We start from the raw sequence: 20,072 nt of genomic DNA on the forward strand, positions 1-20,072 counted from the left end.
GAGTCGAAGCCGATGCCGTCCCAGGTGGTGAAGGCCAGCGCGATCGAGGCCAGGGCGGTGACCCAGACCAGGGCCACGTGCAGGATCGTCGGCACCCCGGCCATCAGGCCGAGCGTGACGCGGTCCCGGCGGGTGAGCAGCCGCCGGTGGCCCAAGGGCGCCCGCAGCCGCTTGGCCTGATCCATAGTCACATTCTCCGGGTTGCCCGGGGGCGGCACTGCGGCCGTCCCCGGGGAGCTGGTGGTGCCGGTCCCGGTACCGGTGTTCGTGGTGGCGGTCATGCGGAGGCGAAGATCGTCTTCTTCTGGCGTTCGATCGACGCCAGCAGGCTGTCGACGCCCTTGGGGTCGCGGACGAACTTCTGCAGCGCGGGCTGCATCACCGTGGAGGTGAAGTCCGGCCGGCTGTCGCGGTCCATGAACTGGGTGAGGTGCTTGGCGCCGGAGATCGTCGCGTACGCCTTCTGCTGCAGCGCTGTGTACGAGGAGGTGTCGGCCTTGTTGGAGGCCGCGACCAGGCTCGGGTCGGACTTCAGGTAGATCTGCTCGGCCTCCGGCGTGCCCAGGAACTCCAGGAGCTTGAGCGCGCCGGCCTTGTTCTTGGGGGCCTTGGAGAGCATGAAGCCGTCGGTGGGCGCCTCGACGGTGTCCTGCCCGTACGCGGAGTTGATCTCCGGGAAGGGGAAGAAGTCGAGGTCGTCCAGGTCGGCCTTGTTCGTGAACTGCTGTGCCACGAAGCTGCCGAACAGGTACATGCCCGCCTTCTTCGATATCAGCGTCTGGGCGGCGTCCTGCCAGGTGCGGCCGACGGCGCCCTCCTGGTGGTAGGGGAGGATCTCGGCCCAGTGGTCGAAGGTCTTGCGGACCTTGGCGTCGGTCCAGGCGGCCTTGCCGGCCATCAGCTCGACGTGGAAGTCGTAGCCGTTGGTGCGGAAGTTGATCTGGTCGAAGGTGCCGAGCGCGGGCCAGGCGTCCTTGTCGCCGAAGGCGAACGGGACGAGGCCGTCCTTCTTCATCTGCTTGCACAGGGCGACGAGTTGGTCCCAGGTGGTGGGGATCTCGTAGCCGTGCTGCTGGAAGACGCTCTTGCGGTAGAAGACGCCCCAGAGGGACGTGGAGATCGGCACGAAGTAGTACTTGCCGTCCGCGCCCTTGCTGAGCGCCTTCATCGCGTCGGGGAAGTTGCCGCCGATCTTCTGCCACACGTCGTCGATCGGGGAGGCCAGGCCCTTCGCCGCGAAGAACTGCATGCGGTAGCCGGCGAACCAGTTGAACACGTCGTCCGGGGTGCCCTGGAGGTAGGAGTTGATCTGCTCCTGGAACGTGTTGTGGTCCTTGGTGTTCACGTCGACCGTGATCCCGGACTGCTTCGTGAAGGCCGCGTAGATCTCCGCGAACGCCTGCTTCGGCACCGCGTCCGACGCGTTCGACCCGAGACTGACGGTCTTCGGGTCGGCAGCCGTACCGCTGCCGCCGCAGGCGCTGAGCAGCGGTATGCCTGCGCCGAGGACGGCGGCACCACCAATACCGCGCAGGACGGTGCGGCGGCTGGCAGCAGGCATGGGCCGGCTGTGGGAGAAAGAGTGCATTTCGGCTCCTGACAGGGCGGCCGTGCCCAGGCGGCACGTCGGCCCGGCGGGGTGTGACGGGGAAGCGGTCGTCCACGCGACCAAGACTCAACACGATCGAACAAATACGACCGGCGGTTGCGAGGAAGACTGGACGCTCCGGGGAGTCGCTGTCAAGCCCCTTCGACCTGAGCGCAGGGCCGACCGCACATGTCGAGAAGTCGGACGGCTTACCGTCGGACGGGAACGAGGACTTCGCTTCGTGAGCGGGCCTGCGCGTGAGATTCTGCCGTTTGACCAGCATGTATACCCGACGTAGGTGACCTCCTCAAGGTGGCTCCGCAACCCGTCGCCGATCAGCTGCCCTCCATCGAATCCGCTGCCGCCCACCGGAATCGATACTGCGGGAACCCTTGACGTACAGCTGTCGGCTACGTAGACATGACCACGCGGTCAGACCGCGTGGTCATACAGTTGACCTCGTTCGATGCAGACGCACGGCCGTCGGGAGACTTCATGGCAGCAGTGGTGGGACGAAGCGAGGGCTCCTCTGTGCCGCGCAGCGCCGACGTGGCACGCCTGGCCGGGGTGTCGCGCAAGACGGTGTCCCGGGTCCTCAACAACGAGCCGTATGTCTCCGCGGAGGCCCGCACCAAGGTCCTCGCAGCCGCTGAGGAACTCGGCTACCGGCTGAACCAGGCGGCCAGGACACTGGCCTCCGGGCGTACCGGCTCCATCGGCGTGGTCGCCCTGGGCACCGTCGGGTACGGGACCGCTTCACTGCTCGTGCACATCGAGCGGGCCGTGCGCGACGCGGGATACGCGCTCCGTGTGGTCAACACGCCGGATGGCGACCCCGCGGGTATCGCGGGTGCCGTGGAGTCACTGCTTGAGCAAGGCGTGGACGGCTTCATCGTCTCCGAACCCATCGTGGAAGGGGACGTCAGCGTCCGCGTCGACGTCCCCGTCCTCTTCCTGGGGGCACCGCCGGCCTTCACCGCCAGCCGCACCGTGACCGTGGGTGTGGGCGCACACGAACTGGCGCGGGCGGCCACCGAACATCTGCTGGACCTGGGGCACGCGACCGTTCATCACCTCGCCGGCCCGCGGCGCTGGTACGCCACCAAGGACCGCATCGAAGGGTGGCGGGCAGCGCTTGCGGCACGGGGCGCGCACGAGCCCCCGCTGCTCAACGGCGACTGGTCGGCCGCCTCCGGATACGCCGCCGGCCGGGCGCTGGCGTCGGACAGGTCCGTGACCGCCATCTTCGCGGCGGGCGACGAGATGGCCATCGGCCTCATCCACGCCCTGCGGGAAGCCGGGCGCCGCGTACCTGAGGACATCAGTGTCGTCGGCTTCGACGGCAACCCGGTCTTCGCCTACGTCTCTCCTCCCCTGACCACCGTGCGCCAGCCCTTCGAGGCCGCGGCCCGGGAAGGCATCAACCTCCTCGTGCACGCGATCGAGAAGCCCGACGCCGACCTGCCGCCAGCGAGCGACCCACCGGTCGAACTCGTCGTCCGCGGCTCGACCGCGCCTCCGCCGTCCCACCCCGACACGGCGGGCACGCGCACCGCCTGACAGACCCCGGCAGCAGCAGGGAGCACACCCGCACGCTCCGGGCACCGCTTCACCCCCTCACACCGGCTGTCTCATCGAGAGACCGGCCGACCCGATCCCCGCGCCGTCGCGACGCCGTCGTTCTCGTACGCCGTACGCGTGGACGCGGTGGACGCGGTGGACGCGCCTTCCGGGCTTGCCGCTTCCTGCCCGGATCCGTCCTGGACGGCAGGCGCTGACCCGTCCCACCCTTCCCTTCCGTCCCATCCCATCCCTTCCCTTTCCTGAGAGCCGCACATGTCCCCTGCACTGTTGGGCGCCAGACCCGGCGCCGCTCAGCGTTCCCGCCCCACAAGCCTGCTGTTCCTGTTCCTGGCGCTGATCGTCGCCGCGGCGACGATGATGCTGCCGGCCGCGGGGCGGGCGCAGGCCCTCTCGCGTCCCTCGCAGACGATGTACACCCCGCCCGCGGGTGCGCCGTCGCCCGGTTCGCTGTATCCGCGGGCGCTGCGCCTGCAGCACAACGGTTCGGCCAACGGCACCCTGCTCGCCACCTTCGAGCAGTACACCTCCGGCACACCCGTCTTCCCCATCTACCGCAGCACCGACAACGGCAACTCCTGGAGCAAGCTCTCCGACGTCGCCGACACCCAGAACGGCTGGGGCATGCGCTGGGAGCCCGAGCTGTTCGAACTGCCTACCGCGATAGGTGACTTCCCGGCCGGGACCATCCTGGCCGCAGGCGCCTCGGTGCCCTCCGACCGCTCGGCCATCAAGATCGATGTCTATGCCAGCACCGACCGCGGTCAGACCTGGAGCTTCGTCAGCAACATCGCCACCGGCGGCGCCGCCTTCGACACGAACGGGAACACCCCGGTCTGGGAGCCGTTCTTCCTGGTCTCCGGGGGCAAGCTCATCGTCTACTACTCCGACCAGCGCGACCCCGCCCACGGCCAGAAGATCGTGCACCAGGTCTCCACGGACGGCCGCACCTGGGGCCCTGTCGTCGACGACGTGTCGATGCCCACCTCCAGCGACCGCCCGGGCATGCCGACCGTCGCGAAACTGCCGAACGGCAACTACGTCCTGTCATATGAGTACGGCGGCGCTCCCGAGGGCAACTTCTCCGTCTACTACAAGATCTCTTCCGACCCGGAGGCGTTCGGCTCGGTCACCGGCATCCCGTTGCGGACGACGGACGGCGTGGTGCCCCAGAGCGCTCCCTACCTGACCTGGCTGCCCACCGGGGGCGCGGGCGGCACCCTCGTCGTCAGCGCCAACAGCGCCGACGACCTGTTCATCAACACGCAGAACGGCGCCGCGAACACCTGGACGCGCATCAGCGCCAACCTGGCCGGCGGCTACAGCCGTGGCATGACGTCTCTGCCCGACGGGCACAGCCTGCTGATCCTCAGCGCCGGACGCGGCGGCAGCAACCTCTCCAACCCGGTCACCTACAGCACGATCGATCTGGGCGGCGGCGTCTCCGACGGCGCCACTTACACCGTCTCCAACGCGGGCAGCGGCCAGTTGCTCACCATCGCGGGCGGTTCCACCACCAACGGCGCCTACGCCACTCAGCAGAACGCCGACAACGCCACCGACCAGCAGTGGCGCTTCGTCCAGCAGCCCTCCGGCTACTTCAAGATCTTCAACGTGGCCAGCGGCAAGGTCCTGGGCGTGGAGAACCAGTCCACCGCCAACGGCGCCAAGGTCCTGCAGTGGGACGACAACGGCACCACCGACCATGAGTGGGCGGCCGCTCCGAACCCCGCGGGCGGCTTCACCCTCGTCAACCGGCTGACCGGCAAGTACCTGGAGATCCCGAACGCCTCCACCACAGTTGGCGCCACCGCCGGGCAGTGGGACGCCACCGGCTGCGCCTGCCAGCGCTGGAACCTCTCCCAGACCGCCCTGCCGCCCCTGGGCACCGGCCAGTACGTCCTGGTGAACAAGAACAGCGGCAAGTACCTCGACATCCCGGCCGGCTCCACCACCGCCGGCACCGCCGTCGGCCAGTGGCAGAACACGGCCTGCGCCTGCCAGCTCTTCACCTTCCAGTCCGCCGGCAGCGGCGCCTGGACCATCAAGAACGCCAAGAGCAACCTCAACCTGGACATCCAAGGCTCCTCCAGCGCCGCGGGCGCGGCCGTCGTCCAGAACACCGCCTCCAGCGCCGACTCCCAGAAATGGACCCTCACCGACGCCGGCAACGGCTACTACAAACTCCGGAACGTGAACAGCACCCTCGTCGCCGGAGTCGCCCAGTCCTCCACCGCCAACGGGGCAGCCGTCGTCCAGTGGGGCACCGCCAACCTCGACGACCAGCTCTGGAAGATCGTCCGGATCAACTGACGGCTCCAACCGGGCCACGACCAGGCGCAGGAATCACTGGGAAGCGGTTCCTGCGCCTGGCGTCCGCCTCGGCCGATCGGCCGAGGCGCAGCTGACCGCTCCTCCCTACGGGGACCGATGCGACTCTCCTGCCTGCGACTGCCCACCCCACCGCGACGCGGAGCCGTCGGCAGGGCTGCCTGCGTGCGGTGCGTACCACCACGCTGGCCCCACGAAGTGCAGGCCGCCGCCTACCGCGTCGTCCAGGAAGCCCTCACGAACGTACGCCGCCATGCCGCCGACGCCACCGAGGTCACCGTCGCCCTCGCTCACGCCGACGACACCCTGCGTGTGACTGTGTGCGACAACGGCCGCGGAGGCGCCCCGATGCCGTACGCCGCCCGGGGCGGAGGCTTCGGCATCGTCGGTCTGACCAAACGCGTCACCGCCCTCGGCGGACTGCCCGTGTTCGTCACGGATGGTGCACCCCCCGGCTCTCCGCTCGTATCGCGTGGTCTCGTGACCGAGGCGGAAGCAGTCGGTGCTGTGATGAGCTGTTGCCTCGCGTCGGCCGGCCGGATCGAAAGGGATGGCCGGCCCGATCCGAACCTGGGATCGGTAGGAGTCCCGGCAGCGAGAGCCTCGCCGTATGGACCTGCAGAAGATGCTCGGGCTGTGGTGGACGGTGCCGGCTGGGCTGGCGTTGGTGGGTTATGCGTGTTCGCTGGCCGGGCTGACCCGGCCGCAGCGGGCGGTGTGGGTGACGGCTCGGGTCGTGGAGGTGGATCCGCCGGGACACGGTGAGTCGGGGAACCACGGGATACCGGTGACGATCGTGTACCAGGACCCCGGCACCGGGCGGGAGTTCAGGCTGCGGCACGAGAACAAGCGTGGCGACCGGGTGCTGGTGGCCTGGGTGGGGCAGGAGTTCCCGGTCCGGTTTCCGCGGCGGCACCCGGAGCGGTTCTATCTCATGCTGGACAGCGAGGGGCGGACCTCCGGGGTCGGCGGCCCGAACTGCATGGTGATCCTGCTGGTGTTGGGACTGGTCGTCCAGTCGTTCTTCGCGTGGGGCTGGCAGTGGGGGCTGATCTGCGTCGGTGGCCTGCTGCTCCTCGTCGTCACGCTGAGCCGGGATGGCGAGTACGCCCGCGCCCGCGCCGCTCAACTGGCCGAGGGTGTCACCGTCCAGGGCCGCGTCGTCGCCGTCACCAGGGACGTCCACTCCGACGGCGAAGGCGGCGAGAGCGTCAGCCACGCTTCCGTCGTCGCCTTCACCACCCACGAGGGCGTCGAGGTCACCGCGCTGTGCACGCAGGGCATCCGGAACATCGCCAGGTCCCTCGGCCGTGACATTCCCCTGCGTTACGCGCCCGCCGACCCGTCCCTCCTCACCGCCGACCCCGACCACGAACGCCGTGAGCGCACGTCGAACATCAGGTTCATCGCCACCCTGCTGGTCACCGGGATCGCCGCGATCGGGGTGGGCGGTTACTGCCTTCACCACCCCTGGCCCTTCACCTGACGATGCAGGTCAGGGCCGCCCAGAGGAGGGGCGAGTGCTCGATCCGGCCGTCGGCGCGCCACCGGTCGAGCTGCCGTCGCTGCCAGGAGCCGAGATGGCGGACCGGGTCGTGGTCCTCGTGGGCCGCGTCCACGGCGACCACGGCCTCCGTGAGCGGCCGTACGGACTCCGGCAGACCGGCCAGACGGTGGAAGGCGAAGCTGGTGGGGAGCACCCAGCGGGTGGCTGTGACCAGTCGGGCGCCGTTGTGGATCATCGCCGTCGCCAGGCCGAAGGACTCGGCGAAGCGGAGATCGCCGCCGCTCTCGCACGCGATCAGCGCGACGCGCGGCGGTGCGGGCCAGAGCTGAGCGCCCGGCACGCCGTCCGCGCGCAGCGGGAGCGTGCCCAGGAGAAGGTCCTTGGCGGACAACGGGCGGTGGGTGCGCACCGGTTCGGTCATCCCCGTGGTCTCCGGGCCGCAGCACAGATGGAGGGTGACGTCCTCGCTCTGCCCGCCCTCGACGGGGGCGCCGCTGACGTGACCGACGTACATCAGGCGACGGGCACCCTTGCGCAGCGCCCCGCCCAGCCAGTCGCGGTCGAGGTCGCTGCGGCGGAAGGCATCGGTGGGGGTGGCGACGGACGGTACGACGGCGCCCGCGTCGAGCCTTTGCTGCACGAGGGACAGCAGCGCCGGGTCCGAGCCGGGCTGCCCCAGGACCGAGCCGAGCGGGGAGTCGGCGCGGAAGCCGGGGACGCGGGGGTCCAGGACGAGAACCACGGCGTCCGAGTCCGGGTCCTGATCGGTCGGAGGGGCGCCTGCCCGTCGTAGCGATGCCGGTGCCGTGGTGGCGATGTCCACGAGGTCGATCAGCCGTACGTCGCTGTCGTCACCGTCCACGGCGAGCAGCTCCCACGGGACCTGGGCGACCCGGGGCGACGGCTGGAGCCGCATCAGCGGACGGCCCAGGTGGGCGGATACCTGACGGATCTGGTCGGTCAGGCCCGGCGGCCACAGCACCTCGGCCAGCATGCGGGAGAGGCGGCGCTCCTCCTCGTGCGTGGCCAGCGCGCCGGACTCGAACACGCGCCGCATGCCTTCCGTGCCGCCGCCCGGAAGTTCGGCGGCCAGCGCGCGGATGGCCTCGTCCACGTCCGGCCCCGGGGCGTAGCCGGTGCCGAAGCCCTGGGCCCCACGGGCCCACGTCCAGGTCATGTGCAGGTCACCGGCGTCGGCGAGGCGGACCTGGACCACCGGACGGTTCGCTTCGGTCAGATCGTCGGCGGACAGAACGGCACCTCTTCCTCGCTCACGATCCGCCGGTGATAGCGGAACTCGGCTGCCTGGACGTACTCCTGGAGCGCGGTACGGCCGCCCGCCTCCGCCGACATCACGATCTTCGGTGGCGGTGCGACCCGCAGGCCGACGGAGGCGGCGGCCTCGGCCGCGATGCCGCCCAGCGTCAGGGGAGCGCCGTCATCGGGGGCGTACGTCTTCATCGCGGCGTCCGGGAAGACCGCCGCTGCATTGTCGGCGGTGGGTGTACGGCTCAGCGCCAGGGAGGCGCCCGCGCACCGGTGTTCCACCAGCTCGAAGATCAGCCCCTGGTCGTTGCTGCGGAGGGCCAGACGGAAGACCAACTGCATGGCTTCGTCGGCCAGTTGGAGCCACTGGCTGCGGGCGTGGGCGGTGGCGAAGTCGTAGCGGGCCGCTTCCAGCGCCAGGGCGGCGGGCAGGGCGAGGGAGAGCGCGTCTGCGAGCGAGGTGCGTTCGTGGACGCCGTGGTCGGTCCGGTTCAGGTTGTCCTCAAGGGTTCGCGCGAGCATCAGGTCCACCTGGGCGCACCGCTCGTACACCCCGCGCTCCTGGTACACGTCCCGCGCGCCCTGGGCGAGCCGCTTCAGCTCGTCGATGTCGCCCCGCTCGTACGCGTGCCGGGCGCCCATCAGCATGGTGTCGGCGGCGGCGATCGCGGCACCGACCCGCTGGAAGCGGGCCAGGCTGGACGCCGTCAGAGCGGCAGCGCCGGCCGCGTCCCCGCGGTGTGCGGCGATGGCGGCACGGGCCTGTTCGCATACCGCCAAGTCCTCGGCCTGGCCCTGCCGTTCGAAGATCTCGGCGGCCTTCGCGTACAACTCCTCCGCGCGGTCCAGGTCGCCGGCCTGCAGCGCCGCGTACGCCCGGTGGGAGAGCACCTGTTGGCGCCCCGCGTGGTGGCCCAGCTTCAGATAGGCCTCCTCCGCGCGGGCGAAGTAGTCCTCCGCCTGCTCGAACCGCACGGTCGAGGCGCAGACGACCCCCAGACAGTCCAGCAGATACGGCTCGGCCAGGGGCGCGTCGGTCAGCAGCGCGGAGGCCAGTTCCTCGGCCGCGCCCCACGCGCTGCGGTCCATCAGCAGATGCACTCGGCTCAGGCCGATCTCGGCGGTGCGCAGCCCCTCGACGTCGTCGAACTCCGACAACAGGGCCGTCGCCTCGTCCATCGCCTCCTGCGCCTCGTCGAACTGACCGGTGCTGCGCAGCAGTTCGACCTTGGCCAGCAGTGTCTTCAGCAGGATCTCCAGCCACAGTCGGCGGCCGTTCGGTCCCATCGGCACGGACGCGATGCCCCGCACCAGATCAAGGGACCGCCCGATGGACAGGGCCGCCCCGGGCAGATCCGTGGCCGCGAGCTGAACCGTCCCGATGTCGGACAACAGGTGCCCACGCAGAAGTCGTACGTCGGGGGAGTCCTCGAACGACTCGGCCACGGCGAGGAGTTCGCCGTAGACGGCCAGCGCTGCCGGGAGATCCGGGGTGAGTTGATGGCGTTCGGCGAGCGCGAAGCCGCTGTCGAAGGGTTCGCCGTAGCTGAGCCCCGCCGCCTGCTCTTCCTGTTCCGCCGCGTCTTCCGGCTCCTTCGGCTCTTCCGGCTCTTTCGGCATGGGTTAGAAATCCTCCTCCACGGCAGCGGCAGCCGCGATCTCGGCGAGGAACGGGTCCGGGTGTGCGGCCTCTCTGCCGTGCGGTGCCGCCGCGACGCTGAGCCGGTGCCGGGCCAGGGCTCGTACTGCCTCACGCGCCGCACGGTCATCGGCGCCCGGTCCCGGGTCGAACCCCGGCAGCAGGATGCCGACTTCGATGCTCGGTGTCGTCGAAGCCGGGATGTCCAGGTCCGCCCAGCCGGTCCACACGTCGTCCCGCCTGGCCAGCGGAACGCGGCTCGGCGGACTGCCGCCGACGTGGACCTCCGCCGCGAGGCGCACCCCGCCCACGGGGGCCGCGATGTCGGCGACGACCTCGACCTCGATCCGCCGCCCGGCGCCGAGCGCGTACGCGGTCCAGGACACGGCGTCCTCGGCCGCGTCGACGAAGCCGGGAGGATAGCGGCACCAGTCGCTGGTCCCCGAACCCCGGGCGATCACGCGGCCGGTAGCGGTGCGGAGACTACCTGCTGCGAGGGCGAACTCCTGCCGCCGTACGAAGAGTTCGGCGAGGTCGAGCGGCGTGGCGGCCGGCCTGTGGTGGTCCTGTTCCTGGGAGGACCAAAGCCGCCTCAGGGCCTCCCCGTCCAGCCCGGCGTTGTCGGCTGCGTCGTCGATCAGCCCGAGGACACGGTCCAGTTGGCGAGGGGGGTCCGCCGACTGCCGCCAGCGGATCAGCGGATCGAGCGCGGCCAGGTGCTCCTCCAGCAGCTCGATTCCCTCCAACTCCCCGGGCTCGTCCAGGAGCTGCTGGCATTCGTGGGTCAGTGCGGCCAACTCCACCCCCAACACGTCCGGTTCGAGCGCGGGAATCCCGTCCAGGTACGACGTCGGCCACCAGCGGGCCGCCCAGTGCCCGAGGGCGAGGCGGGCGGCGCCCTCGGCGAGAGCGGTCGGCCGCTCGGGCAGCGTCAGCTCGGCGGCCGGGGTTCCCGACGCCAGGGCGTCGACAGCGGCGGCCGTGCGCTCGCCGTAGACCGCCCACAGCCACTGCTGGGCCTGCCCCACATCGTGAATCTCCGCTGTCGGCAGACCTGTCGGGCCGAGGACGGGCCAGGTCAGGACCGCGCCCGCGACTTCGAGAACGGCCCGGGTGAAGGTGGGACCGGCGGAGGGTCCCGCGATGCGTACGGTGCCGTCCTCGGCTCGCGTGAGGGCACAGCGCCGTTCAGGCATCACGCGCTCCTCGGCTCGGCGGCGGGTTCGGCGGTCGCCGACAGGGTGCGCAGTGCCGTACGGACTCGTGCGCGGTGGTCCATCATCACCGAGCGGGCGACCCCGTCGAGCACGCCCCAGGCCGATACCGCGTCGGGCAGTGCCGCGTCGCGGACGTCGCGCCCGTGCAGCCTTACCCAAAGGCGCCGCATGTACGCGGCCCACGGGGTGCGCAGGTCCTGGGCGAGGGCGTCCAGCACACCGCCGTCCGGGTCGGGGCGGGGGGAGAGGGTCATCCTGCGGGCTCGGAGGACCGAAGCCTCCCGCTGCCAGCGGCTGTTGACGATGCGGTGTGCGGCCGTCGACCCCGCCACGGAGGTCCCGGCGCCCAGCGGATCGAGGCCCACCGCGAGTCGGCCGCCGAGCACGACGGTGACGCGCAGGCTCTCGTCGTACAGGCCCAGCGGGGCGCAGCTGCGGTCGACCTCCCGCCGGACGAGCTCAGGCACGGTCGGCAGTTGCTCGCGGTGGGCCGACGCCTGGAGCACGGTGAAGAGCCGTTCGAAGAGCGTGCGGTCGAACGGCGCGGGGAGTGTGGCGGTCGAGGCGCTCCGGCCGACCTCGGGGCGTGGGGGCACGCGGTGCGTGGTCAGTCCGAGGTGCGGGGGTACGTCGGCCCGGTCCCAGACGTCGGCCGGGTGCGCGCCCCACAGGGCTCGCCCGAGCAGGCTGCCGTGCCCGGCCCGGACCATGGCGGCGAAGGCCGTCGAATCAACCCCCGCCGCACCGCAGGCCTGGAGAACCTCGGCCGCCAGGCCCGTATCGGCGGCGCCCGGTACCGCTCCGCGTCCGTCCCACGCCGCTGCCAGCTCGGCGTCGAGCCGGGCGCGCCGGGCGGCGTCCGCCAGATGCTCCTTCAGCGCCTCCACTGTCCGTCCGCCGGAAGCGTCCACGACGTCCTCGAGTACCGCCCTCGCCACCGCGTCCGCGCCGGGCCCCGGCCCCCCGTGCTCGGTCGCCAGCTCGAAGCACCGCTGGAAATACAGGTCCTGGGGGTTGCCCGCCACGATCCCCAGTGCCCGGCGGGTCTTCTTCAGCAGCGTGAACCACCGTGCGGTCGCTTCCAGAACCGCACCGGACTCCCGTATCAGCGCGTCGAGTCGCTCCGCCTCCCGCGCGTCCAGGAAGTCGGCGGCGAGCTCCGGACGCAGCGCGGGCCGGACGATCAGCGGCAGCACGATCAGCTTGACCGTCCGGGTCAGCGGCGCGCCACCGGGCCCGCTCAGCGCCTGGGGACCCGGCCCGAGGCCGCGCCAAGCCCTGTCGATGACCATGGCGCGCGGACGGCGCTCGCCGGTCGACGGCTGGCTCGGGGACGGCATGGGCAGAGCGTACGTCCCGGGGGAACTGGCGGTCGAACCTGGGATCGGTAGGCGCTGCCCACCTCCTAACGTCCACACCACCAGGCAGAACGGATCGGAAGGGCAGGCACAGCATGGGAATCTTCGGCAAGGGCAAGAGCCGCGAGGAGAAGGCCGCCAAGATCGCGGAGCAGGTGGCCGGCGGCAAGGGTTTCTACGGCCGAATGACGCGCGCGACGCTCGGCCGCGAGGACTACGCCAACCTCCAGCAGTCGATCGGTGCGTACAACTCCGGTGCCACTGTGCGGCAGTTGCTCGCCATGGGCGTACCGACGGTCCCCGCCGTCGTCGTGTCGATCAGTGACACCGGCAAACTGGTCAACTTCGACCCGGTCGTCGACCTGGTCCTCCAGCTGACCGGGGTCACCGCCGACCCGATCACGCTCCAGACCATCGTTTCGAAACTGCGCATCCCCCGCGCCGGTGATCAGGTACTACTGATCGCGGACCCCGCCAACCCCGGCGGTTACCTCTACGCGGGAGACGGAGCGACGCGGTGACGACACCGCCGCACGAAGTGCCGGCGAACGACACCACCCTGCTCACCTTCGACGGCCGGGTGCTGGAGTTGTTCGGCTGGAGATCATCATTGGGCAGCCGGGAGAACCTCGCAGAACGCGGCCACCTGACCCCGCCAAAAGGGTTGCCGAGCTGCGGCAGTTGCCGACTCCGGCCGTCCCGCAGGGCACCCACCGTTCCAGGCGCAAGTCGGCCAACGAGATGGCCTAATATCCGAATTGACCGGCAACAGCCGGTGTACTCGTTCGTGTGCACGTCCATGGGAAGGGAGAGGGCCACTTGCCCCCCAAGGATCGGGCCCATGAGAACGGCGCCGTTCTCGTCGGCAGACAGGCGCAGATCGAGTGTCTTTCCGCGGTTGTCAAGGATCTGGCCGACGGCCGGGGAGCGATCCTCGAGGTCACTGGAGAGCCGGGGATCGGCAAGACCACGCTGCTCGGCCTGCTCGCCGAGCGGGCTGCCGAGGCAGGGGTACCGGTGGTGCGAGCCCACGCCGCGCGCGGTGCGACACAACCCGGCCAGGTCATCACCGAGGTGCTGGATGCCCTGGAGGCGCGGAATCCCCCGATCACTGAGGAGTTCGGTGCCGGGGCGGATGCCGAGGTGCGGAGCGTGCTGCGACGCTGGGCTGCGCGGCGCGGCGGCGTGCTCGTCCTCGACAATGTGCATCTGTGCGACGAGCAGTCCGCGAGACTGATCGCGCAGCTCGTGCGGACACCCCCGCCCGGCCCGTTCGTGCTGGCGCTGGCACACCGCCCGCGGCAGTCAGGCCTTGCGCTGAGAGAAGCGCTCGAGCACGGAGCCGAGACCGGCTCGGTCATCCGCCTGGCTCCCTCCTCCTTGGACCTCCGGGCGATATCCACCTTGCTCGGCCACAGGGGGTCGGGGTCTCACACCGACGTCACCTCCCCACACGCCTTCTCCCACTCGGCGCGTGACCACGCGTACACCGAGTGGCGCCCCTCTCCCGCACCCGTGGTCGACGGCACGTACGCCGAGCAGTTGCACGCCGCTTCCGGCGGCAACCCGCGGATGCTGCGGATCCTGGTCGCGGCGCGGTGGGACCCGGACGAGTGGCCGCTGAGTGCCGGTCCGGACCGGGACGGCCTGCTCCGGGAGGCCGTCTCCGTCGTCACCGAGCTGGACTCCCTCACCGCTGGCGCCGCGCTCTCGGTCCAGGTCGCCGCCGTTCTCGGCGATCCTTTCCTGCCGGACGACGTCGCCGCGGTCTCCGATCTCGGTCTGGAACGGACCCTCGCAGCGTTCACCGAACTCGTCGAAGCGGACTTGATACGGCCGCTGCCCTGGGGCGGCGGCTACGTCTTCCGGCACCCGGTGCTCGGCCACGTCGCCCTGGAACACGCTTCGCCGTCCCTCCGCGTCAACGCGCACAGGCGGGCCCTGGATCTGCTCACCACGCGAGGAGCGTCAGCGCTCCGACGTGCCCGCCAGGCCGAGCATCTGGTGGGCGCGGGCAGTGCGGAGGCCCGGCAGGTTCTGGTCGAGGGCGCGGCGGAGGCGATGGCCCAGTCCCCGGCCGTCGCTGCCCGCTGGCTGCGCCTGGCGCTGGACCGCCTGCCCGCCGGAGAGACGATCAGCGCCTCCCGTGTCGTTCTGGTGCTCGACCACTGCCGGGCCCTGAGTGCCGTGGGCCGCCTGCAGGAAGCCCGTTCCCTGGTGCACGATCTGCTACGGCGTCAGTCGGATCTCGACGAGGACCTGCGGCTGAGCGCCTACGCCGTCTGCGGAGAGCTGGAGCGGCTGCTGGGCCGCCACCAGGAGGCCGAAGCAGTGGTCCGGACGGCACTCGACCTCCTACCCCGCCCGCTGCCGGTGCCGCTGCCGGCGCCCGCGGCCGAACTGATCACCGCATACGGGCGAGTGCAGTTGTTCCGGGGCGCCTACGGCGAGGCACGCGACGTGGTCCGAGAAGCGGCGAAGGCTGCCGGAGCCGTGGGCCCGGCGGTGCTCTATTTGCGGGCCCTGGGCGCCCTCGGCGACACCCAGCTCGGGCTGTTGCCCGAGGGCGTCGCAGAGGTCACCGAGTGTGCGCGGATCGTGGACGCCCTGCCGGACGCCGCTGCCGTCACCATGCCCGACGTCCTGGCGATGCTCGGCTGCGCGGAGTTGTTCCAGGAGCGGTTCCATGACGCCTATCGGCATCTGGAACGAGGACTGCAGGCGACCACGGGTGCCACCCGGAGGTTCATCCGGATCAACCAACTGGTGGCCCTGTGCCACCTCGACCAGCTGACGGGGCGTCTGGAGCCGCTCTGTCGCCGTGCCGAGGAGGCCGAGCGGCTCGCCCGAATGAGCGGGGTCGACGAAGCCGCCGGGATCGCCATGATCCTGCGGGCGACGGGGCTGCTGTGGACACGTCCGCGGCGGGACACCGACAGGTTGCTCGAACTCGCCGGGGAAGGGCTCTCCCTCGCCTTGCGCAAGCGGGGTTGGCGGGCAGCCGTAGCGGTCGGCCTGCGCGCCCAGGCCCAGTTCCTCGGCGGAGACCCGGCAGGCTGTCTACGCACCCTCGTCGAGGAGGGTGGCCCGCAGCTGCATCGGCTGCTGCGGGCCTGGCAGCCTTCTCTCCTGGCCCTCGCCTCCGTCGCGGCACTGCGGTGCGGTGACGTCGACGCCGCACGCGACTGGGCCACAACGGGGGAGACCGTGGCCGAACAGCTGGGGCTGCCTCTGCAACAGCAACACGTGCGCAGAGCCCGGGCAGAGCTCCACGCCGCCGAGGGAGAACACCGCCTGGCGGCAGGGCTGTTTCACGAGGCCGCGGAGTCGTTCCGCCGCGCGGGCCTGCCGGTGGAACACGCCTGGACCCTGGTGACCGGTGCGCCTTCGGTTTACGCGGCCCACGGCATCGGCCAGGCGCTGGAGTGGCTCGACATGGCGGGAAAGGCCGCTCGGGCCTGCGGCGCACAGCGGATCCGTGAGGAGGCGGCAAGGGTCAGGAACCTGCTGCTGGCGTCCTGCGCCGCCAACGGCGCGGTGGTCGCAACGACGCAGGAGGCGAACGCCCGGGCGACGATGGCTCTTCTCACCGAGCGAGAGCGGGAGATCGCGGAACTGGCGGCAGGGGGCAAACGCACCAAGGAGATCGCAGCGCAGCTCTTCGTCAGCACCAGGACGGTCGAAGCCCACCTCGGCCGTATCTACCGCAAGCTCGGCGTATCCTCCAGGGCGGCACTGTCGCGCGCACTGGGCGAAGTGGTCCCCCGGCCGACTGTCTGACTGGTCGCTCTGGTCCCATCCCGTCGTCGCGGCTCCGCCGCCTCGTTCCGCAGCCGTGTACGGGTTTTCACGAATATGCGCGCGCCCTGGTGCGGCAGGCCGGCCTGGCGTCGACAGCCCGTGAACAAGACCTTGTCACCCAGCGCCGGTCGGGACGGGAGGGCAGCCGCCGCCTCCGGTGCGAGCGGCCCCCGGTCGGCGGCCGCCAGGGCACGAGCATCGCGGCGTCGCGTGTGTAGCCAGGGGTGAGCAGATCGACAGCGGTGAGCCGCGGCTGTCACCGCCAGGTGGACACTTGCGGCTGGGCGGCTGGGCGGCTGGGCGGCTGGGCGGCTGGGCGGCTGGTCCGCCGCGCGACCGCGGCCGGGGCCCTGACGCGCCGTCGGCCTCGTTGCGTAGGTGATGACCATGACCATGACCATGAGCGTGCTGACGAGCCTCCTCGTCGCCGTCTGCTTTGCTGCCGGTCAGAAGCGCAGCTTGGGCAGCAGCGTCCGGACCGTGTCCGCCATGGCCGGCCAGGCCGCCGTGCCCTGTTGACCGGTCAAGGGGCCAAGGCTCTGCACCTGGACCTCGCACTCCATGTCGCTGTCCCGAACCAGTAGCCGCAGGTCGTTACGGAACGGTGCGGCCTCCTTGAGGCTCTCGTAGCGGAAGGCCCCCCGGCCGAGGCCCGGCTCCTTCGCCACCGGGCCTCGGGCCTCCTGCGGGGCCGAGGACAGCCGGTACGTGTACTGCTTGATCGCGGTGGCGCCGTCCTTCCACGCGGTGCAGTAGACGTCGAGCGGCCGTCCGCCTTTGTCCCGGCCGTCCTGAAGCCCTGCAGGCAGGCAGCGCCGCTGGCGTTCGCCGGATCGGAGCCGGTCCGCTCCCCCTTCGGCTTACCGGCGGTAGGCGCGACGGCGGCGGTCAGCGGGCCGAAGTCGACCTTCGGGCACAGGTCCGTCGGCGGACGGTAGTCGCCCGCCCGTTAGTCGGTCCGGCATCCGCCGCCGGCGTCACTTGGGCGTGGGCGGACGCGTTCCCGTCCCGGCTGCCGCACCCGACCAGTGAGCCAAGGACGAGCAGCGCGCGTCCGTACCCCATCTCGCTGCACGAATCCCCTTGCCCGTAAGTCTGGTCGGGGCGGACTCCACCGCCAACCGCGCCACCGCGGCGTCCCCGGGACGCGTATCGGCAAGGCTGCGGTGGATGCACTGCGCCCGCGAGGTTCGGTGCCACCTCGCTTCCGCATTGCCCCGACAGGCTTCCGCGTTTGGTGTGCTGACCCCCGGCGCCTCGCCGGTCGTGTGCCTGCCGGTACCCCCCGCGTGTTCAGTGAGCACCGACTGGGCCACGAGGGACTCCACCGGTCTGTGCAGGGACGCCGCCTTGCGCCGACGGCTGGAGCGTCAGGCGGCGGACTGCTCGTGCAGCGTGCGGGCGACCGCCAGGAACAGGTGCAGGTTCGTGATCTGATTGGCCAGGTGGTTGGACCAGAGGACGGGGCCACCCGACGAGTCGGTGGTCATGATGCGGACCAGGCCGCCCGCGGCAAGCACCTCCCGGACCTCAGGCCACGGCAGGTTGCCCTTCCCGCGGGCGTACACGGCCGTGCTGGAGAGTGAGAGCTCTCCGAACGGCACCGTGCCGCCCTCGCGGAGCGTCTCCAGCACGCCCGATCCCTGCGCGTGCATCACCGCGTCCTGCATCCGAGGACCCCAGACCTCGGGATCCTCGTAGAACTCCGTGATCCGTACCGATCCCTGGCCGGGAGCGCCGGCCGAGTAGACGTATTTGGTCGGTGCTTTGACCCCGTTGATGACCAGCTGGACGATCTCCTGCTGGAGATGCAGGGAGTCCCAGCGCAGGGCGACCGGCTCGCCGCCGGACGGCGGGTGCACGACCAGCCCCTCATCGAACAGGTGCAGCCGCTGGGCAGCCCGTTTCCGGCTGAAGTCGGGGAAGCGGCGCATGCTGAACCAGTAGTACAGCAGTCCGGGGACCAGGAAGAACATCATGAGCATGATGCAGTTGAAGACATGGGCGGCGAACACCGTCCGACGGAGGCGCTTCGGCGCGAACGTGCCCTGGAGCGCCCCCAGCCGGTGGCGGGCAGCCAGGTCGGCGACCTCGGGCGATACGGGGGTGAGGGGAGTCATGATGCAGAGCGTCCGAGACGCTTCGACACGTGACAACCGTGGATCTACGTAAATCGGTTACGTAAGGGTCGGGGCGTGCCGCTGACTGATGCGCAGTGGGGTGCGGATCGGGGTCCGCCCCGATGGGGGGTGAGCCGGGTTTGTGTCCGTGGGCCGGTTACCGTACGGGTCATGTCTGATGCTCTTCGGGATCACGGCACACGAGAACTGACCCTGGTGTGGGAAAGGCCGGCGGGCCGGGTGCGGCCTTCGGTGACGTTGAGTGGATTCAGGGACGGTTTGGGTGTGGCGGTCGTCGTGCCCGTCGGGGACGATCGCGTCCTGTTGGCCGCGTCGGGCGATGACGAGGAAGACGACGTGGTGCGGCTGTGGGACCCGGTGACCGGCGAGCAGGTGGGTGGCCCGCTGCGGGAGAACTCGAAACAGGGCGGACGTGTCACGGCGATGGTGGCTCTGCCGCTCGCCGGTGGGCACACCCGGCTTGCCACGGCGCACTACGACGAGGACGACGACGGGCATGTGGTGTACCTGTGGGACCCGGTGACCGGCGAGCAGGTCGGTGGCCCGCTGCCAGGCCCGGAATCGGCGTCGAATCTGGTCGCCGTACCCACGCCGGACGGGCGGAACCTGCTGGCCATCACCCCTCACGATGAGGAAGGGCTGTGGCTGTGGGATGCGGCCACAGCCGAACGGGCCGTCGGTCCGCTTAGTGCCCCGGCGGGCGTGGAGGACCCGAGCGCGATGGCGGCGGTGACGCTCGCCGATGGCCGCACGCTGCTTGCCACTGCCCATGGTCACGGGGAAAGCGCCGTGGCGTGCCTGTGGGACCCGGTGACGGGCGAGTTGGTTCAGACACTGCTGTGCCCGCACGAGGATGAGGGCCGGCCGAGTGAACTGGTGGCGGTGCAGCTGCCCGACGGAGGCAGGCTGCTGGCCTTGTCCTTCAATGACGACGATCACGAGACGGTGCGGCTGTGGGACGTGGCAACCGGTGCTCCGGTCGGCGGGCCCATCTCGGGTCTCGGGCTGCGTCCCGTCCCCATGGCCGACGGGACGACACTGCTGTCGATCGGGTCGGGGCTGTGGGACCCGGCATCCGGGCGCCGAATCGGTGACCTGGGGGCGAACCGCGTCCCCGCCGTGGTGGCAGCGGTTCCGTTGCCGGATGGCCCCACACTGCTCGCGGGAGAAGTGCCCGGTGGTGCGGTCTGGTTGTGGGATCCCACCGCAGTGGAGCCACCGGCCGAGCCGGAGGACGTCGGCTGGGCCGGCCTTGTGGCACCTGTGACGGTCCCCGACGGGCGAACGCTGCTCGCCACCCGCAGCGACACCACCGTCTGGCTGTGGGATCTGCGTACCGGCGAAACCGCCGGGCAGCTTCACACGGGCGATACGGATGTCCTCACGGCGATGGCGGCGGCGCCCCTGCCGGACGGACGCACCGTTCTCGTCACCGCCCACAGGAGCGGTGCCCTGCGGTCATGGGATCTGGCGACGGGCGGACTGGTCGGTTCGTTGCCGCCCGGCCGCACCAGCGAGATCCGCACCATGGCGCCGATCGCGTCGCCCGACTGAGGTTCCCCCGTCATGCGGGATGTGCTGATCAGCTGGTCAGCAGGGGTTGATGGGTGTTCAGATTCGTTGGTTCGGCCGTCGCCTGTTCG

The 20,072-nt window shown here is 70.7% G+C and carries 13 protein-coding genes and 2 pseudogenes; 7 read left to right on the top strand and 8 right to left on the bottom strand.

The window, feature by feature from the left end:
- Positions 1 to 281: pseudogene (locus ACIBAF_RS46965) on the bottom strand (sugar ABC transporter permease); the annotation flags it as partial.
- Positions 278 to 1,561, bottom strand: coding sequence for an ABC transporter substrate-binding protein (locus ACIBAF_RS46970; protein ID WP_399472599.1), 1,284 nt, complete (start codon positions 1,559 to 1,561; stop codon positions 278 to 280). The gene ACIBAF_RS46970 and the pseudogene ACIBAF_RS46965, both read right to left, overlap by 4 nt.
- A 522-nt stretch (positions 1,562 to 2,083) precedes the next feature.
- Here ACIBAF_RS46970 and ACIBAF_RS46975 point away from each other — a divergent pair.
- From ACIBAF_RS46975 to ACIBAF_RS46990, 4 genes and pseudogenes are all read left to right on the top strand, one after another.
- A complete protein-coding gene (locus ACIBAF_RS46975) occupies positions 2,084 to 3,148 on the top strand; it encodes a LacI family DNA-binding transcriptional regulator (RefSeq protein WP_399472600.1) in 1,065 nt (354 codons plus the stop codon).
- A 276-nt stretch (positions 3,149 to 3,424) separates the two neighbouring features.
- Positions 3,425 to 5,482: an RICIN domain-containing protein gene (locus ACIBAF_RS46980; RefSeq protein ID WP_399472603.1), complete on the top strand. Its 2,058-nt coding sequence runs from the start codon at positions 3,425 to 3,427 to the stop codon at positions 5,480 to 5,482.
- Between the two features lie 192 nt (positions 5,483 to 5,674).
- Positions 5,675 to 5,920: pseudogene (locus ACIBAF_RS46985) on the top strand (sensor histidine kinase); the annotation flags it as partial.
- Between the two features lie 190 nt (positions 5,921 to 6,110).
- Complete coding sequence (locus tag ACIBAF_RS46990) at positions 6,111 to 6,986, top strand: DUF3592 domain-containing protein (RefSeq protein WP_399472605.1); 876 nt, start codon at positions 6,111 to 6,113, stop codon at positions 6,984 to 6,986.
- Here the strand turns inward: ACIBAF_RS46990 and ACIBAF_RS46995 are convergent.
- From ACIBAF_RS46995 to ACIBAF_RS47010, 4 genes are read right to left on the bottom strand one after another with little or no spacing between them, the layout of a single operon-like run.
- On the bottom strand, positions 6,979 to 8,223 hold the full coding sequence (locus ACIBAF_RS46995) for a CHAT domain-containing protein (protein ID WP_399472607.1): 1,245 nt from the start codon (positions 8,221 to 8,223) through the stop codon (positions 6,979 to 6,981). The genes ACIBAF_RS46990 and ACIBAF_RS46995 overlap by 8 nt on opposite strands.
- Positions 8,224 to 8,240: 17 nt before the next feature.
- Entirely contained in the window at positions 8,241 to 9,893 is a 1,653-nt protein-coding gene (locus tag ACIBAF_RS47000; RefSeq protein WP_399472609.1) for a tetratricopeptide repeat protein, read from the bottom strand.
- 3 nt (positions 9,894 to 9,896) lie between these two features.
- On the bottom strand, positions 9,897 to 11,108 hold the full coding sequence (locus ACIBAF_RS47005; protein WP_399472611.1) for a hypothetical protein: 1,212 nt from the start codon (positions 11,106 to 11,108) through the stop codon (positions 9,897 to 9,899).
- Positions 11,108 to 12,469 (bottom strand): hypothetical protein, encoded by a 1,362-nt coding sequence (locus ACIBAF_RS47010; RefSeq protein ID WP_399472614.1) that lies wholly within the window; start codon positions 12,467 to 12,469, stop codon positions 11,108 to 11,110. Before ACIBAF_RS47010 ends, ACIBAF_RS47005 begins: the two co-directional genes overlap by 1 nt.
- Before the next feature lie 113 nt (positions 12,470 to 12,582).
- Here ACIBAF_RS47010 and ACIBAF_RS47015 point away from each other — a divergent pair, with 113 nt between their 5' ends.
- On the top strand, positions 12,583 to 13,008 hold the full coding sequence (locus ACIBAF_RS47015) for a hypothetical protein (RefSeq protein WP_399472616.1): 426 nt from the start codon (positions 12,583 to 12,585) through the stop codon (positions 13,006 to 13,008).
- A gap of 298 nt (positions 13,009 to 13,306) precedes the next feature.
- A complete protein-coding gene (locus tag ACIBAF_RS47020) occupies positions 13,307 to 16,267 on the top strand; it encodes a LuxR C-terminal-related transcriptional regulator (protein WP_399472618.1) in 2,961 nt (986 codons plus the stop codon).
- 467 nt (positions 16,268 to 16,734) lie between these two features.
- Here ACIBAF_RS47020 and ACIBAF_RS47025 read toward each other — a convergent pair whose 3' ends face one another.
- Positions 16,735 to 16,956 carry a hypothetical protein gene (locus tag ACIBAF_RS47025; protein ID WP_399472620.1) on the bottom strand — a complete coding sequence of 74 codons (222 nt, stop codon included), beginning with the start codon at positions 16,954 to 16,956 and terminating at the stop codon, positions 16,735 to 16,737.
- Between the two features lie 702 nt (positions 16,957 to 17,658).
- Positions 17,659 to 18,408, bottom strand: coding sequence for a DUF6585 family protein (locus ACIBAF_RS47030; RefSeq protein WP_399472622.1), 750 nt, complete (start codon positions 18,406 to 18,408; stop codon positions 17,659 to 17,661).
- A gap of 171 nt (positions 18,409 to 18,579) precedes the next feature.
- Here ACIBAF_RS47030 and ACIBAF_RS47035 point away from each other — a divergent pair, with 171 nt between their 5' ends.
- Positions 18,580 to 19,983 (top strand): WD40 repeat domain-containing protein, encoded by a 1,404-nt coding sequence (locus tag ACIBAF_RS47035; RefSeq protein WP_399472624.1) that lies wholly within the window; start codon positions 18,580 to 18,582, stop codon positions 19,981 to 19,983.
- Positions 19,984 to 20,072: the final 89 nt, after the last annotated feature.

It is taken from the genome of Streptomyces sp. NPDC051677 (assembly GCF_044453465.1).
GTDB lineage: Bacteria > Actinomycetota > Actinomycetes > Streptomycetales > Streptomycetaceae > Streptomyces.

What these genes read in the sequence shown, in the direction of transcription:
- ACIBAF_RS46970 (WP_399472599.1), bottom strand. Translation starts at nt 1,561, where the DNA reads ATGCCTGCTGCCAGCCGCCGCACCGTCCTGCGCGGTATTGGTGGTGCC.
- ACIBAF_RS46975 (WP_399472600.1), top strand. Translation starts at nt 2,084, where the DNA reads ATGGCAGCAGTGGTGGGACGAAGCGAGGGCTCCTCTGTGCCGCGCAGC.
- ACIBAF_RS46980 (WP_399472603.1), top strand. Translation starts at nt 3,425, where the DNA reads ATGTCCCCTGCACTGTTGGGCGCCAGACCCGGCGCCGCTCAGCGTTCC.
- ACIBAF_RS46990 (WP_399472605.1), top strand. Translation starts at nt 6,111, where the DNA reads ATGGACCTGCAGAAGATGCTCGGGCTGTGGTGGACGGTGCCGGCTGGG.
- ACIBAF_RS47000 (WP_399472609.1), bottom strand. Translation starts at nt 9,893, where the DNA reads ATGCCGAAAGAGCCGGAAGAGCCGAAGGAGCCGGAAGACGCGGCGGAA.
- ACIBAF_RS47005 (WP_399472611.1), bottom strand. Translation starts at nt 11,108, where the DNA reads ATGCCTGAACGGCGCTGTGCCCTCACGCGAGCCGAGGACGGCACCGTA.
- ACIBAF_RS47010 (WP_399472614.1), bottom strand. Translation starts at nt 12,469, where the DNA reads ATGCCGTCCCCGAGCCAGCCGTCGACCGGCGAGCGCCGTCCGCGCGCC.
- ACIBAF_RS47015 (WP_399472616.1), top strand. Translation starts at nt 12,583, where the DNA reads ATGGGAATCTTCGGCAAGGGCAAGAGCCGCGAGGAGAAGGCCGCCAAG.
- ACIBAF_RS47030 (WP_399472622.1), bottom strand. Translation starts at nt 18,408, where the DNA reads ATGACTCCCCTCACCCCCGTATCGCCCGAGGTCGCCGACCTGGCTGCC.
- ACIBAF_RS47035 (WP_399472624.1), top strand. Translation starts at nt 18,580, where the DNA reads ATGTCTGATGCTCTTCGGGATCACGGCACACGAGAACTGACCCTGGTG.